The sequence below is a fragment of the Priestia sp. YIM B13491 genome (assembly GCF_042787605.1).
Lineage (GTDB): Bacteria > Bacillota > Bacilli > Bacillales > Bacillaceae_H > Priestia > Priestia megaterium_E.
On sequence record NZ_JBHZOR010000003.1, the window covers coordinates 410,822 to 425,538 of the forward strand.

General features: G+C 39.1%; 20 protein-coding genes. 9 read left to right on the top strand and 11 right to left on the bottom strand.

From position 1 onward, the window contains the following. Positions 1-138: 138 nt before the first annotated feature. Positions 139-507, top strand: coding sequence for a nuclear transport factor 2 family protein (locus ACFX4E_RS13105; protein ID WP_060745318.1), 369 nt, complete (start codon positions 139-141; stop codon positions 505-507). A gap of 70 nt (positions 508-577) precedes the next feature. Here the strand turns inward: ACFX4E_RS13105 and cotJC are convergent, their stop codons facing one another. Genes cotJC through ACFX4E_RS13120 form a run of 3 tightly spaced genes read right to left on the bottom strand, consistent with a single transcriptional unit; the run spans position 578 to position 1,674 of the window. Further along, the gene (gene cotJC / locus ACFX4E_RS13110; RefSeq protein WP_013083974.1) at positions 578-1,147 is read right to left on the bottom strand and encodes a spore coat protein CotJC; all 570 of its coding nucleotides are present in this window, start codon (positions 1,145-1,147) and stop codon (positions 578-580) included. A 21-nt stretch (positions 1,148-1,168) separates the two neighbouring features. Continuing rightward, the gene (locus tag ACFX4E_RS13115; protein WP_028409289.1) at positions 1,169-1,429 is read right to left on the bottom strand and encodes a spore coat protein CotJB; all 261 of its coding nucleotides are present in this window, start codon (positions 1,427-1,429) and stop codon (positions 1,169-1,171) included. Next, positions 1,426-1,674, bottom strand: coding sequence for a spore coat associated protein CotJA (locus ACFX4E_RS13120; RefSeq protein ID WP_013057939.1), 249 nt, complete (start codon positions 1,672-1,674; stop codon positions 1,426-1,428). Before ACFX4E_RS13120 ends, ACFX4E_RS13115 begins: the two co-directional genes overlap by 4 nt. 202 nt (positions 1,675-1,876) lie before the next feature. Between ACFX4E_RS13120 and ACFX4E_RS13125 the strand changes: the two genes are divergently transcribed. Beyond that, the gene (locus ACFX4E_RS13125; protein WP_377238375.1) at positions 1,877-2,239 is read left to right on the top strand and encodes a transporter; all 363 of its coding nucleotides are present in this window, start codon (positions 1,877-1,879) and stop codon (positions 2,237-2,239) included. 293 nt (positions 2,240-2,532) lie between these two features. Here ACFX4E_RS13125 and ACFX4E_RS13130 read toward each other — a convergent pair whose 3' ends face one another. Together ACFX4E_RS13130 and ACFX4E_RS13135 are read right to left on the bottom strand one after the other, a co-directional pair. After that, a complete protein-coding gene (locus ACFX4E_RS13130; RefSeq protein WP_377238376.1) occupies positions 2,533-3,162 on the bottom strand; it encodes a LysE family transporter in 630 nt (209 codons plus the stop codon). Between the two features lie 27 nt (positions 3,163-3,189). Further along, positions 3,190-4,023, bottom strand: a complete 834-nt coding sequence (locus ACFX4E_RS13135) for an AraC family ligand binding domain-containing protein (RefSeq protein WP_377238378.1) — start codon at positions 4,021-4,023, stop codon at positions 3,190-3,192. Between the two features lie 222 nt (positions 4,024-4,245). Between ACFX4E_RS13135 and ACFX4E_RS13140 the strand changes: the two genes are divergently transcribed. The 6 genes from ACFX4E_RS13140 to ACFX4E_RS13165 all read left to right on the top strand — a co-directional run bounded on the left by ACFX4E_RS13140 (position 4,246) and on the right by ACFX4E_RS13165 (position 8,776). Beyond that, on the top strand, positions 4,246-5,067 hold the full coding sequence (locus ACFX4E_RS13140; RefSeq protein ID WP_377238379.1) for a sensor histidine kinase: 822 nt from the start codon (positions 4,246-4,248) through the stop codon (positions 5,065-5,067). After that, positions 5,068-5,709 carry a response regulator gene (locus tag ACFX4E_RS13145; RefSeq protein WP_098248051.1) on the top strand — a complete coding sequence of 214 codons (642 nt, stop codon included), beginning with the start codon at positions 5,068-5,070 and terminating at the stop codon, positions 5,707-5,709. Positions 5,710-5,842: 133 nt separating this feature from the next. Further along, positions 5,843-7,225: a PepSY-associated TM helix domain-containing protein gene (locus ACFX4E_RS13150; protein ID WP_377238380.1), complete on the top strand. Its 1,383-nt coding sequence runs from the start codon at positions 5,843-5,845 to the stop codon at positions 7,223-7,225. A 29-nt stretch (positions 7,226-7,254) separates the two neighbouring features. Beyond that, positions 7,255-7,719: a FixH family protein gene (locus ACFX4E_RS13155; RefSeq protein ID WP_377238381.1), complete on the top strand. Its 465-nt coding sequence runs from the start codon at positions 7,255-7,257 to the stop codon at positions 7,717-7,719. 140 nt (positions 7,720-7,859) lie between these two features. Beyond that, entirely contained in the window at positions 7,860-8,282 is a 423-nt protein-coding gene (locus ACFX4E_RS13160; RefSeq protein ID WP_013057949.1) for a NucA/NucB deoxyribonuclease domain-containing protein, read from the top strand. 140 nt (positions 8,283-8,422) lie between these two features. After that, complete coding sequence (locus ACFX4E_RS13165) at positions 8,423-8,776, top strand: DUF1516 family protein (protein WP_225049451.1); 354 nt, start codon at positions 8,423-8,425, stop codon at positions 8,774-8,776. 40 nt (positions 8,777-8,816) lie between these two features. Here the strand turns inward: ACFX4E_RS13165 and ACFX4E_RS13170 are convergent, their stop codons facing one another. The 3 genes from ACFX4E_RS13170 to ACFX4E_RS13180 all read right to left on the bottom strand — a co-directional run bounded on the left by ACFX4E_RS13170 (position 8,817) and on the right by ACFX4E_RS13180 (position 11,524). Beyond that, positions 8,817-9,410, bottom strand: coding sequence for a hypothetical protein (locus ACFX4E_RS13170; protein WP_377238382.1), 594 nt, complete (start codon positions 9,408-9,410; stop codon positions 8,817-8,819). Positions 9,411-9,564: 154 nt separating this feature from the next. Continuing rightward, positions 9,565-10,221 carry a TetR/AcrR family transcriptional regulator gene (locus tag ACFX4E_RS13175; protein ID WP_028409297.1) on the bottom strand — a complete coding sequence of 219 codons (657 nt, stop codon included), beginning with the start codon at positions 10,219-10,221 and terminating at the stop codon, positions 9,565-9,567. Between the two features lie 22 nt (positions 10,222-10,243). Beyond that, a complete protein-coding gene (locus ACFX4E_RS13180) occupies positions 10,244-11,524 on the bottom strand; it encodes a glycosyltransferase (RefSeq protein WP_377238383.1) in 1,281 nt (426 codons plus the stop codon). Positions 11,525-11,820: 296 nt separating this feature from the next. On the opposite strand from ACFX4E_RS13180, the gene ACFX4E_RS13185 reads away from it, so the two are divergent. After that, positions 11,821-12,366 carry a GNAT family N-acetyltransferase gene (locus ACFX4E_RS13185; RefSeq protein ID WP_060745312.1) on the top strand — a complete coding sequence of 182 codons (546 nt, stop codon included), beginning with the start codon at positions 11,821-11,823 and terminating at the stop codon, positions 12,364-12,366. A gap of 148 nt (positions 12,367-12,514) precedes the next feature. Here ACFX4E_RS13185 and ACFX4E_RS13190 read toward each other — a convergent pair whose 3' ends face one another. The 3 genes from ACFX4E_RS13190 to gnd all read right to left on the bottom strand — a co-directional run bounded on the left by ACFX4E_RS13190 (position 12,515) and on the right by gnd (position 14,690). Continuing rightward, entirely contained in the window at positions 12,515-13,000 is a 486-nt protein-coding gene (locus ACFX4E_RS13190) for a hypothetical protein (RefSeq protein WP_028409300.1), read from the bottom strand. Between the two features lie 78 nt (positions 13,001-13,078). Continuing rightward, entirely contained in the window at positions 13,079-13,747 is a 669-nt protein-coding gene (gene fsa, locus ACFX4E_RS13195) for a fructose-6-phosphate aldolase (protein WP_098332086.1), read from the bottom strand. Positions 13,748-13,796: 49 nt separating this feature from the next. Further along, a complete protein-coding gene (gene gnd, locus ACFX4E_RS13200) occupies positions 13,797-14,690 on the bottom strand; it encodes a phosphogluconate dehydrogenase (NAD(+)-dependent, decarboxylating) (protein WP_377238384.1) in 894 nt (297 codons plus the stop codon). Positions 14,691-14,717 lie beyond the last annotated feature (27 nt).

The window sequence follows — 14,717 nt, forward strand, 5'->3', positions numbered from 1 at the left end:
CTTTTGTGCTTACAGAAAATTAGTCCACTTATCCCCTCTATTAACATAATTTAACACACCTTATTAAGGGCAGAAGTTTAAAGGAAAAGCAACGTGGAAATAGAAAAGAGTTACACAAGGCGTAAAGGAGGATTAAAAATGAATCAAGCAAGAGTTATAGAATACGAAGAAATGCTTCGCTCAGCCATGCTTTCTAATAACGTAGAGCTATTAGAAGAGTTACTTTCAGATGAACTTATTTTTGTGAATCATCTTGGGCAATGGTTGTCAAAAGAGCAAGATATAAATGCTCATCGCTCAAAAAGTTTGGATATAGCGGGTATTGAAGTGTTGGAACAAGAAGTTAAACTGTTTCAAGAACTTGCCGTTACGATTACAAAAATAGCGTTGAATGGGGCACTGGCAACCGGTGAATCGATCGGAGGCGAATACAGCTATACGCGAGTTTGGAAAGATGTTGAAGGGAAATTAAAGGTTGTTTCTTGTCACTGCAGTTCCAGCGTATAATCGACGCTGCCATAATAAAAAACATCCCTCCTTTCGTATGCATTCGCCAAGGGGGATGTTTTTTTACTAGTTAAAAGATTTTCTTCCTGTCTCTGTCATCTTTTAAAATCTCCACGGCCTCGCGGAACCGCTGTGAGTGAACAATCTCTCTTTCTCGTAAAAATCGTAAGCTATCGTTTAAATCAGGATCATCTGATATATCAATTAACCATTGATATGTAGCTCTTGCTTTTTCTTCTGCAGCTATGTCTTCATAAAGATCTGCAATCGGATCTCCTTTTGCCTGTATATAAGTAGCTGTAAACGGAACCCCAGCAGCATTATTGTAATAAAGTGCACTATCATGGTTCACATAGTGTTCTGCTAATCCTGCTGCCTTCAGCTGCTCCGGCGTTGCATCTTTTGTTAGCTTATAAATCATCGTAGCAATCATTTCAAGATGAGCAAACTCTTCTGTCCCGATATCGTTTAGCAGTCCAACCACTTTATCGGGAATTGTATAGCGCTGATTCAAATAACGCAGTGCTGCCGCAAGCTCTCCGTCCGCTCCCCCGTATTGTTCCATTAAATATTTGGCAAGCGTTGGATTACACGTGCTTACTTTCACTGGATACTGCAATTTCTTTTCATACACCCACATATCGTTCCCGCCTTTATCTGCTTATATTTGCCATGGCCAAGGGCTTGTTCCCCAGCTCCACTTTCCGTCGGTATAGCTGTTTCCATATTGCTGAAGCGGCCCGTACTTTGTTTCAAAGGTTCTTTTTAACTGCATAGCCTGCTGCGCGTATTCGTTAAACTGCTGCATAGCCTGCTGGTCATTTGGATGGGTATCTAAATACAGCGTTAATTCTACTAGTGCAAAATCAATCGCCTGTATTTCTTCTAAATCCTGATAGTACTCCGGAGGTAGATTTTTCATTCTTCATCCCTCTTCTTATCTTTGTATGGATTTTCATAGTAGTCCCAAAAAGCCGGCCACAGCGTTCCTTTTTTTAGCGCTTCTTTCGGTGAAAACTGCTGCAGATTCGGCGGCTGAAATCCCATGTATAATTGAGGCGGCGTAGAATAATATTTAACTCCTATCGGCCGGCAAGGATCATAGATACTGTGGAAAGGTTGATAGGTCTTAACCGGTGTAAACATCTTTTTTGGATTGTTATCCATGAAAAGTCCTCCTCTAAAAACACACTCTGTTTTATCCTATTCAGCTTTTATCGAGTTCATGAAGGAATTTACTTCGGACTTAGGAACCAAACTTTTATTCGTAAAAAAGGCCTATGTAAAAAACGCTATAATTGCCCAATCCATTTAGGCAACTTTCTCATACTTTATAAAATAGTGATAAAAAAATCGAGGTGATTAAAAAATGGACATTAACTACATGGATTTTTATTTGTACCCGACAAGATTTCCTGGACCTCAACTCCCCCCCGGTCCACCTAGACCACCAGGCGGTTTACCTACACCTAGCCCACAGCAAGCCCCAACTTCTCCTCCGCCGGCATTTATTCCGGCTCAACAAACGGCAACTCCATTTGCTGTTGACCCAGGAGCCATTTCTCTATGTCTATTCCGCAACACGTTCATATGGCTTGGAAACGGCTCTAGCTTCTGGTATTTTCCTATTTTTGTAGGCCCGCGATCGGTTGCAGGATTTAGATGGAACGGACGTTTTTGGACCATTTTCGGTGTGGATACACGACAAATTGTTTCGTTTACGTGTTTTTAAACGTTAAGAAAAGAAATTGAGACATAGTTAAATCAATACAACCTAAAGACGAGCAAATTGGATACATGAACTAGTATGGGGGGCTTGTGACACCGCTATTGATTTCCGTGCAAGACTTCGCCTTGCCCTCCAATCAACAGCTAGAAATAACTGAATAAATATATGAAAGCTATGTTCATCATACTAATAAAAAAATCCGAACGAGTTTGATTTTCAATCAAGAATCAAACTCGTTCGGATCTTCCTTCAACTAACAATTTTCATACCAGCCTCTTTTTGCTTACTAACTATAATCACACTATTGTTCTTATTCCAAAACCAATCAGCAGCACGCCGCTGCATCGTTGAAAGGCTTTTTGAAACATCGGTTTTTTAAACCATTTTTTCACATAATCTATTACATACACCAAGATTAAAAACCACCCTACTGCTATAAGCGTCAGAATAAAGCCAAGTATCAGCAGCTGTTGATTTATGTGTGCATCCAAGTTAATGAACTGCGGCATAAACGTAATATAAACTAATACCGTTTTAGGATTAAGAAAATTACTAAGAGCCCCTTGCATATATGCTTCTCTATAGCAGCGATTAGATGAAGACTTTACAGTTTTTGTTTCTTCTGAAATAGCCTTCAATGAGAGCGTATTTTTTGTCAGAAATATTTTGATGCCTAAGTAAAATAAGTACGCTGCCCCTATGTATTTAATCGTGTTAAACAGATACACCGACTGCGCAATAGCAACAGACAAGCCAAGCACAGCAATTAACGTCCAAAACGTGAGGCCTGTAGCCATGCCGAGTATGGTAAAACGTCCTGCTTTTGCTCCGTGATGAAGCGTATTTTTCATAATAAGAATTGTATCAGCACCAGGTATCATCGACATAACCAGCGCCATCAGCATGTAAGCAGCTAAATGATCCACAGCTCTTCTCTCCCTTTTAAGCTATTGCTAGCATCCTGTTTTCTTTTCACTTTCAAATATTTTCATATATTGTTTTGGCGTTAACCCCACCTGACTTTTAAAAAATTTAGTCAAATGACTTTGATCACTAAATCCCGTTAGAAAGGATACATCAATGGGCTTTTTCCCCTGCTCTAGCAGTTTTTTAGCCTGATTGATTCGCATTGTTTCCAAGTAGCTGTATGGAGAGATTCCTTTTTGTTTTGTAAAAGAGCGCAGCAGCCGGTATTTGCTCCATCCAATTAGCTGACTTAACTCATCCAGCGTGATTTTGTTTGTATAGTTGTCTTCCAAATAGCTGCAGATCGTTGTAATTTCATGGGACGTGTCAACGGCTGACGAAAGAAAAGAAAGATTTGAATGATCCTGCATGAGTTCTTCTAGCAAATATAAAAATAACTCTTCTTTCTTAAACTCCCGCTCACCATTTAAAATTTGCAAATGAAGCTCTTTTAAACTAGAGACAGCATCACTTCTTTGCACCACGCTGCTGTTAAAACGCGGAAGACTTTCACTTCCGTTAATGTCAAAAACAGCTTTTTTCATCACTTCTGGCGGCACGTTAATACAGCGATAATCAAGCGTTTTGCCGTCTATTTGTTCACAGCTATGGACATCATACGGATTAAACAGCAGCAAATCGCCTGGATTAATGACGTATTCTTTGCCTTGGCAAATTAAATGACGCTGACCTTCTTCAATAAATCCAATCACATAATACTCGTGAAAATGAGCAGGAAACTTTTGCATAATCCCTTTAAAACGATAAGCTTCAATATGTAAATCGGCGTCAACGTGCGCCGTGCGAATTTCTTTTACCATCAATGACCCCTCCTTGTCACATACTAAGCTTTTTAACCATACCATTCACTCAAAAATTTTTCTTGTATGATATTGCAGATGAGACTTTTTTCCATTACTTTTATCCGTTCAGCTACCGGTGGTACTAATCACTCTTAAGAGTGATTTCTCTTCTTTCCTCTAGTAATTTTCCGCTCAAATGATAAAATATAGACACATTTTATGGACGAAAGAAGGGATACCGTGAAATATAGACAAATTAAATGGCTGATTTTGCTTCTTCCAACTCTGACCATCGCGCTTTGGGAGTATGTTCGTCATGCCTTTTTGCTCCCTTACATCTCAATGGATATGGGAAATGTGCTTTCTCCGCTCCTTGTCTTTGCTGTAACGCTTGTGTTTGTCCGCTATTTATTTTCTATTTTAGAAAAAATGCAAGAGGAACTAAGACAAGAAAAAGAAAAGAAAGCAGCACTTATTGAACGTGAAAAATTAGCTCGTGAACTGCATGACGGCATTGCACAGTCGCTGTTTCTCCTATCTGTTAAAATGAACAAGTTCGGAAGAAAAAATAAATTAGAACAGGATCCTGACTTTATCCGGATGAAACAAACCCTTCAGCATGTCCATGATGATACGCGTCAAGCGATTACGAATTTAAAACACTCTCCGTCTGACTCTTCCGAAAGCTGGACCGAAAGCATTCATCAATACGTCGATGATTTAACACATACTCATTTACTAGATGTAAACCTAGATTGGAGACTGTCAGAAACAACGCTGTCGAGGAAAGAAAAAAACGAGCTGTTTGCTTGTGTAAAGGAAGCGGCTATGAATGTAATCAAACATGCAAAAACGAATAAAATCTGGATTACAGCCACTGAAACGGCCGGGGGATGGATTTGTGAAATTATAGATTTCGGTACAGGTTTTACGTCCGACTCTCTCAAGTCAGGTCTTGGTTTGCAAATTATGAAAGATCGTGCGAAGGACATGAACTGGGACTTTTCCATTGAGCGAAAACAGAACCAAACCATTGTTAGCATTAAAAAGGGGGTTATGTAAATGCAGCCGTTTCGGATTTTGATTGTCGATGATCATGCCCATGCGAGAGAAGGCATTCGCGATATTTTAGAAGAATATGAAGATTTTATTATTGTTGGCGAAGGAACCAACGGCCAAGAAGCCATTGAACTGACTGAAAAGTTAATGCCCGATATCGTACTAATGGACATTGGAATGCCTGTGATGGACGGGTTGGAAGCGACAAAACAAATTAAACTTCGGTTTCCGTACGTTAAAATTGTGGTTATCACGGTTTCAGACGATATTACGGATTTATTTGATGCGCTGAAAAAAGGCGCACAGGGCTATTTGTTAAAAAACCTGCAGTCTGAAGTGTGGTACGACTATTTGCGTGCGTTCGCTTTAGATGAAGTTCCTATGTCAAAGGAAATTGCGTTTCAAATTTTAAAAGAGTTTCCGCAAGAAACATCGATAAAAAAACCCGACACTCCCCTTTCTGCACGAGAGCTTGAAGTACTTCAATTAGTGGCTAAAGGACTGTCAAACCGAGATATCTCCGCGCAGTTATTTATTTCTGAACACACGGTAAAAAGTCATTTAAAAAACATTTTAAGCAAGCTTCATTTAGAAAATCGCGTGCAGCTGACAAGCTATGCGTTTCAAAATGGCTTAATGAACTAACAGCTTTCACGAGCTGTTTTTTTTTATCAGCACCTTTCTCTTATAAGTCCCAACAATCACTCTCAGGAGTGATGGCTAATTCTCCCTTTCCTTCTATAATAAAAGCACGTTCGTTAGTAAAAAGGAGGAAAAAATGATGCAGGAAAAGCGCGAAGAAACAACGAGTACAACTAAAAAAAGCACGGCGCGTTCTCAAGGTCTATACAAAGCTATATGGCGCTGGCACTTTTATGCGGGCTTAGTGTTTACTCCGTTTCTTCTTATATTAGCTGTTACTGGGGGCGTGTATTTATTCAAGCCTCAAATTGAAGAAAGACTGTACCACGACTTGTATCATGTTCAAGCTCAATCACAGTCTACATCCCCTTCAGCACAAGTGCAGGCTGTAAAGGAAAAGTATCCAAGCGCTGACGTGTTGACGTATAAGCCCAGTGAACGCTCCACTCGTTCTTCAGAAGTAGGAATCTCATTAAAAGACCATACATATACGATTTTTGTTAATCCTCACAATGGTCACATTGTAGGAAAACTGGATGATTCGAGTCGCTTAATGAATCAAATTGAAGAATTTCACGGAGAGCTAATGGCAGGAACAGCCGGTGATCGTATCGTAGAACTTGCGGCCTGCTGGGCGGTTGTCTTAATTGTAACCGGCGCTTTTTTATGGTGGCCGCGCAAAAAAGACAAAATAAAAGGCGTGCTGATTCCACGTTTTTCAAAAGGTAAAAACGTACTGATCCGAGACCTTCATGCGGTACCGGCCTTTTGGATTTCAGCTGGTATGCTTTTTCTCGTACTAACGGGCCTTCCGTGGTCAGGACTGTGGGGCAATGCGTTTCAGCAAATCGCCACAAACGCAGGCGTTGGGTACCCTCCGTCTATTTGGGTAGGCAGTGCACCTACTTCAACCGTGCAAACAAAAGATGTAGCGGACGTGCCTTGGGGAGCTGAAACGTTAGAAGTTCCAAGCTCCACAGCTTCGCAATATACAAAAGTATCGCTTGATGACATTGTAGATATGGCAAAAGAACAGCATATGCACGACGGCTATACCATTTCTATTCCACAGGAACCTCAAGGCGTGTATACGCTCTCTGTTTTTTCACCAAGAGCTCAGGATGAAGCAACCATTCACCTTGATCAATACACCGGCGCTTTGTTAGCCGATTATCGGTACGACAACTATGGATTTATGGGAAAATTGATTGCACTTGGTATTACGCTTCATAAAGGTACACAGTTTGGGTTTATAAATCAGCTTATGGGCCTCATTGTTTGTATCGGAATTGCTGGTATTGCTATCAGCGGAGCCTTACTGTGGTGGAAACGAAAACCAGCTAAAAACATAGGCGCTCCTAAAGTTCCTGAAGGAAATGCAATGCGAATTGTGACGTGTATAATCGTGGTGTTTGGTCTCGTCTTTCCTTTAGTCGGACTGTCCTTAGTTATCGTGTGGCTTTTAGATTTCTTTGTCATCAAACGAATTCCAGCATTGAAGCGGTTTTTAAACGCATGATTTATGAAACGATGTGAGGTGCAGTAACAATGAACAAATGGAAAATACCCGGATTGATCATACTCAGTACGATTTTACTTTCCGCGTGCTCTGTAAACAGTAACGCAGATCAGCTCTACAAGCAGCCAAATCCTCTGTCTGCGCATGTGATGCTTCCTGAAACTATAAAACCACGGAGCACACAGGTACTAGAAGTGCACGTAATACAAGAAAATAAAACGGTGGATGATGCCAAAAGCGTTCAGTTTAAAGTGTGGAAAAAAGATGCTCCCGGTAAAGTTGAAACAGTAAAAGCGCATTATGACGGCAGTATGTATAAAGCCAAAGCAACCTTTAAAGAGGATGGTATTTATTATATTAAAACCGATATTAACGCGCGCGGTGAACACATCCTTCCTACTCAGCAAGTCGCAGTAGGCGAATTATCGAAAGAAGAATTACGTTCACTGCAGCCAGCTGAAAACGAAACGCATCATCATCACTCTCATCATTAGACATAAGCTCACGTTCAGCGACTGTACGTGAGCTTATATTTTTCTTATGAATTTTGACTAGTTCCATTATATGTTTTTACATTTTTTTCTTATTACTTTAAAATAAAAGTGATAAACGTTTTATAAAGGAGTTTTACAGATTGAAAAAAATTGTTTCTGGTATTTTAATTTTAGTATTAGCCGTTATTGTTATGATTGAAGGAAATCCGTTAGAGCAGAACTCTTCAACGAATACCTCCTACGATGAAGTAATTACCTTCCCTGCTGATCGTTACCCTGAAACTGCAGCGCACATTCAACATGCAATCGATAAAGGAAAATCGGCTGTTTGTACAATTGACCGAGACGGGGCTGAGGAAAACCGCCGTGAGTCTTTAAAAGGCATTCCGACTAAAAGCGGCTATGACCGAGATGAGTTTCCGATGGCCTTTTGTGAAGAAGGCGGAAGCGGTGCTGATATTGAATATGTAAAGCCTTCAGACAACCGAGGCGCCGGGTCTTGGATCTCCCATCAAGTAGACGAGTTTCCTGACGGTACGAAGGTTTTAATTGAAGTGAAGTAAAAAGAATGGTCGTGATGACCTTTCTTTTTTTATATTAAAAGTCTATAAAAAATGAAAAATTGCTCTTGCCTAAAGATACTCTTCACTTTTAAAATAAAAACGTGTGTGTTACATATATGCATCATCGTTTTATAGGAGGAATGAGTTTCTTGGACAATCTATGGCAGCAGCTACTCCCTGCCTCATGGCAATTAACTTTATTTATTTTCTTTTTTGTTTATATCTTGCGCTACAAACAAGAGAATAAATTTAGCATGCAGCTTCACTTGCTGCTTAAGTTTCTTTATGCCGTTATTTTGATTTTAAATGCGGTGTTGTTTTTAGTGGAAAGTCAGCGCGATTTTCTTTTTTATGCAACGCTTTTCATGAGTATCCTCACAATTATTTTGATGGAGTTCACGCTTTCTGCAAAAAAGCAGAACGAGCTTGATTTTATTTCAGCCGTTTCTTGCTGTGTTCTTCCGATTTTTATTTCTTTACTTGAACTTAGTTAATGAACCAAAGGCCTCTGGTGATTCAGAGGCCTTTTTGATGTTATTGATCTTTGTTGTTACGGTCCATCATATCTTTTGGATCTTCTACAATATCTTCGGGATCACGGTTGTTGTCTTTTTCATCGTCTCGATACATCTTGTCATTTTTATCTACACCAGGTACGTTATTATTGTTGTTCATATTGTCTAAGCCCGTGTTTACAAACGCCACGTATACTTTGTCGATTTTACTATCTGCTTCTCTTACGCGGTCTGCAATTTTTTGCTCAAAATCAGTTGAAACTTCATGATAAGTATCGCCGTTATACGTTACGGTATTCACCTTGCCGGTATCATTGTTGTCCGCTGCGTCATTTCCAGCTAGGTCTACTGTTACATAGGCATTATTATTATCGCGAAGCACATATGCATCATCAACTTCCTTCATATCTTCTACATTTTGCGCTGCTTTAACTGACTTGGTCGGCTGATCAGTGTTATCCATTGGGATATTGTTATTAACTCCGTCGTTTGTAGAAGTGTTGCGTAAGTCATTTTGAGTATTGTCCATTGCGTTATTGTCTTTATTTCCTCCACATGCAGCTAAGCCTGAAAGAAAAAGAACTGAAGAAGCAATGATAAGCCCTTTTTTCATTTTTTCCATCTCCTTAAATATAGTTTGCAGTCGTATTATGCTTAATTTTTGCAAAACTATTCAAAGGAGACGGAGAAGTGAAAAAACCTTTTTAAAAAATATACTTAACGCTGCTAACAATATTATAAGATACATTTTAATATTACAGCTGTACTTATTCTCCTAATAGCTTTCGAACGGCTATTGAAAGCGTATTGACATGCCGTTCTACGTTTGCCGCCTCAGCAACTTGTTTCTTTTCATCGACGTTGTAAACCGGCGCTGGATTTTGTGTAATTCCGTTGATCGCTGTAGCCATAAAAGCCAGCAGATCATCTGTTGGTACAGCCGGAGAGAAATTCTTTACTTCTATTTGCTGCGTAATAAAGTCGTGAAGCTTTTTTTGAATATATTTAAGGTTAGAGACTTCAACTAGCTGATCTTCAATTTTCATAAAACGCTGAGGGTCTTTTGAATACAACGCTACTAGTTCAAAGTAAATTTCTCCTCCTGCTGTCATCGATTCTTGGATATGCTCTCCAATATACATAATAAAATCATGCAACATTTCAAAGGAATCTTTTTTTGTCTGAAGTAGGGCTTCAATTTTATCTTTTACTTTATAGCTGACGCTTTCTTGATTAAGAAGTCCAACAAATACTTCATCAAGGTTTGAAAAATATTTGTACACGCCTCCCTGACTCATTCCAGCTTCCAAAACGATATCTCGCATGGCTACATCATGCACCGGTTTGCTTCTGCATACTCTTTTGGCTGCTTCTAAAATCTCTTGCTTCTTTTTTTCAGCGTATCCTTCCCTTACTTTTGGCATTTTTTCACGCTCGCTTACTTTTTTATTTATTTTCGAATGTCTCGAGTGCATCAATAATAACCTGAGCTGCTTTTTCAGCTCCTTTTTCAGCTCGGATTTGTTTTCCGATTTCTTGTGCTTTGGATCGAATTTCATTAACTTGCGTACAGGAAATGGCTGCGGATAATTTTTCAGCCGTCAATTCTTTTCTCGGAATGGCTTTTGCTCCAGCTCCTAGCTCGTGAATTTTTCTTCCCCAAGCGAATTGGTCATTTCCATAAGGAACAATAATACTTGGTACACCAGCTCGGAGGCCTTCGGCTGTTGTTCCTGCTCCTCCATGATGAACAACGGCAGACATTTTAGGAAACAGCCACTCATGAGGAATATCTTTTACAAATAAAAGGTCTTCTGCTATCTCTTCCGTGTGATTCATTCCTCTTCCTCCTGTATTGATGATACCTCGTTTCCCGGCAAGTTTTAAGGCTTTAATCACTAAAGCAGTCGTTTCGCCTGCGTTTTTTTTATCACCAACACTTCCAAATCCAATATAAACTGGCGGTTCTCCAGCCTTTAAAAACCTTTCCAGCTTCTCTTCCGGCTGATAGCTATGGTCACTGTCCATAAACCAATTTCCGTAGGAATGAACGTGTTCAGGCCAATCTTTAGATAAGGAAAATACAGTGGGACTTGACGAAATAATGGTTGGGTTAGCTGCTGTACGCTGCTTTGGATATGGACATGAAAAATCGTTAGGTCCTGTTCCATGCTGCTGAACCCAATATTTTTTTAAAGGACCATTTACTACTTTCCAAAATCCCCATTCAAAAATACGATGCGTCAGCTTATTATATATTTTTCCAAATCGTGGTCGATCATAAAAAATTAAAGCTGGATAGTCTTTTGTTGGTGTCATTGGAAAAGGGCTGGCTAGAATGCTTGGTATATTCATCTCTTTAGCAGCAAAGTAACCAATTGCCGCACCTGGATGATATACAATTGCATCGGCTCCTTTGCATGCTTTGTGCAAATCTTCTTGTATATTCATCATCATACCCATCATCTTTTCATTTTTTAAGCTCGAAAAAAATTTGAGAGGATTGTCTGCATTAATCGCGTCGTCTGCTGCTCCGCTCTCTATAATTTTAGAAACATCTCCTCGAAGCATGGCATATTCGAATCCATACGATTTTATGAAGTTTTGATAAGCTTCTGAAGCCGCAATTCGTACACGGTATCCTTTCTTTTTTAGCTCTAATCCTAAAGCCATAAAAGGCTGGGTGTCTCCCCGCGTTCCTGTTGTTAACATCGTAATAAGCATCATTTCAGCCTCCTTATATTAAAACGACAATTTTGTCGTTTTAATATAATGTAACCTCCTGGAATTGATTCGTCAATGTAAAAACGACAATTATGTCGTTTTTATTACTATCCTTTATTTTCCTAAGGTGCTTTTTGTAAGGATTGCTGCTTTTAATTATAGCAAGGGAAAATTTCCTTTTTATAGTATTGTATAAAGAAAGGCTTATTCAGCTAACGGGCAGTCATATTGAATAAGATAGGGTTTATTTATCCTTAAATAAAATATTTTCAAAACATCATAAAAGGAAGTGTGTACTATTGGGCAGTGAAAGTAAACTCATTATTTCTCCATTAAATAATGACTTAATAGAGGATATCAATATGACAAATGATTATTTTAAGCTATATGGCAGAGTTGTCCCCAGTTTACAATCAGGAAGGTGGTCTTATAAAGAAGTTCTTTTTGATGAAGCTAGAGAAACACGTTTTCCAGATGACAAACTTGATTGGAGCCAATATATAAACCGAGAGGATAAAGCTTTGTTTTTAGCTTATATGAATAATACTTGCATAGGACAGATTAGAATCATTAAGGATTGGAATCGCTTCTGTTATATTGAAAACATTGCTACTAAAAAAGACTATAGAGGCAGCGGAGTTGGAAAGTTTCTCTTAAATAAAGCAGAAGAGTGGGCAAAACAAAGAAAACTTATAGGAATGTCCTTGGAAGCACAAGATGATAATCTTGGTGCATGCAGATTTTATGTAAAACAAGGATTCATACTAGGTGGAGTTGACACACTAAAGCAGTCATATAATCCTACTATTGGAACCACTTTATACTGGTATAAGTTATTCAAGTAACGGGGGCTTTAGCGAAATAAGTAATAGAGTCGTTTTAACATAGGAATTTTAAAGAGTTAAATAGTTGAAACTGAAAAAAAGATGCTTCGCGTTTTAAACGAAGCATCTTTTTCAAGTGCAGCTATGAATGCCTACCTACTTTTTTAAGTTAAACTGATCGTGAGGCAGCTAATTTCTCAATCGGGGCTTGTTCAATGTCTGCTGCTGAAATATTCAGCAGCTTTTCTAAAACAGCCGTTATGCCCTCATTTGTCTTATTACTTTTCTTGCATTCATTAATATGCTGATTTAATTGTTTTTTATAAGCCTCTGTATGAATGAGCCACTGACTTAAAAGCTCTTTTGTCGCCTTTCTTTCTTCTTCGCTTTTAGCTCCAAATAAGCTTTCCATATCAGGTTCTTGAATAATTAGCTTACTAAAATCTTCGCTTACTGCAAGCCAAAAATAGTTTTTTTCGTACTCGTAATATCTGTGTTCTTTTAATAAAAAGTAGCCAATTTCAAATTCAATGCGATAGAGCGGCTGGTTAACTTTCGGCGCATGAAGGCTTTTAAAGTTAATATGTTCTACATCATCTACATAAACCTCTGAACCGTATTGGGTTTTAATCATCTTAGCATCTACTGTATTCATGGTGTTTACCTCTTTAAGGATATTATGAGAGAACGGGTGCATTCTTTTTCTAGAATGCGCACGTTCTTTATCTTTTACTTAATTTTGAACAGCATTTTTCCAATCAGCCGCAAATTTTTCGATTCCTTGTTCGGTTAAAGGATGTTTAACAAGCTGCTCGATTACTGAATATGGAATCGTTGCAATATGAGCTCCGGCAAGGGCTACGCGTGTAACGTGATCCGGATGTCTTACAGAAGCCGCAATGATTTGAGAGTCAATATTTTGAATGCGGAACAACTCGGCAATTTTAGCCACAAGCTGTACGCCGTCTTCTGAAATATCATCAAGGCGACCAAGGAATGGAGATACATATGTTGCACCTGCACGAGCTGCTAAAAGCGCTTGGTTCACAGTGAAAATAAGCGTTACGTTTGTTTTTACACCTTTTTTAGCAAGGTAGCGAGTCGCTTCTAATCCAGCGATTGTCATTGGAAGCTTAATCGTAATATTTTGATCCCCGCCATTAATTTTAATTAGTTCTTCTGCTTGCGCAATCATGTCTTCTGCTGTTTGGGCATCCGGCGTCACTTCTGCTGAAACGGATTCTACTTCTGGAACAGTTTTTAAAATTTCTTCAATACGATCTTCAAACTTTACGCCTTCTTTTGCAACAAGAGAAGGGTTTGTTGTGACGCCAGATAAAACGCCCACTTTGTATGCTTTTTTAATATCGTCAAGGTTTGCAGTATCAATAAAAAATTTCATTTTTTCATTCCTCCATTAGTTTTTTTTACTATACCCACTATTTCACTTGTTATTTCTTTTCCACAGCATGACCGCCAAACTCATTTCGAAGTGCGGAAACTACCTTTCCTGTAAAGGTATCATCTTCAAGCGAGCGATAGCGCATCAGTAAAGACATTGCAATAATCGGCGTAGCTGTTTGAAGGTCTAGAGCGGTTTCTACCGTCCATTTCCCTTCACCAGAAGAGTTCATAACTCCTTTGATGTCATCTAGCTTAGCATCTTTAGAGAATGCATTTTCTGTTAATTCCATTAGCCATGAACGAATAACAGATCCATTGTTCCATACTCTCGCTACTTTTTCGTAATCATAGTTAAATTGGCTTTTTTCAAGAACTTCAAATCCTTCTCCGATTGCAGCCATCATGCCGTATTCAATGCCGTTATGAACCATTTTTAAAAAGTGGCCGCTGCCTGCTTCACCAGCGTATAGATATCCGTTTTCTACTGCTGTATCGCGGAAGATAGGTTCAACAATTTCCCACGCTTCACGATCTCCGCCAATCATATAACAAGCTCCGTTACGAGCGCCTTCCATTCCGCCAGATGTTCCAACGTCCATAAAGCGGATTTTGTTTTCTTTTAACTCGTTATAGCGTCGAATAGACTCTTTGTAATGAGAGTTTCCAGCTTCAATTACGATATCTCCTTCAGCTAAAAGAGGCTTCACTTCACTAATAACAGAATCAACAACCGTATGAGGAACCATCAGCCATACAACTCTTGGTGTTTCTAGTGACTGCACAAGCTCCTGCAAGCTTGATACTCCTGAAGCACCGTACTCTTTCATTTGTTCCACTGCGTTTGAATTTACGTCAAATGCTACAACGTTATGACGCTGATCCAATAAGTTTTGTCCTAAGTTAATCCCCATTTTCCCTAAACCAACTAATCCTACTTTCATGTGAACAGCTCCTTCTATTTATCTTCT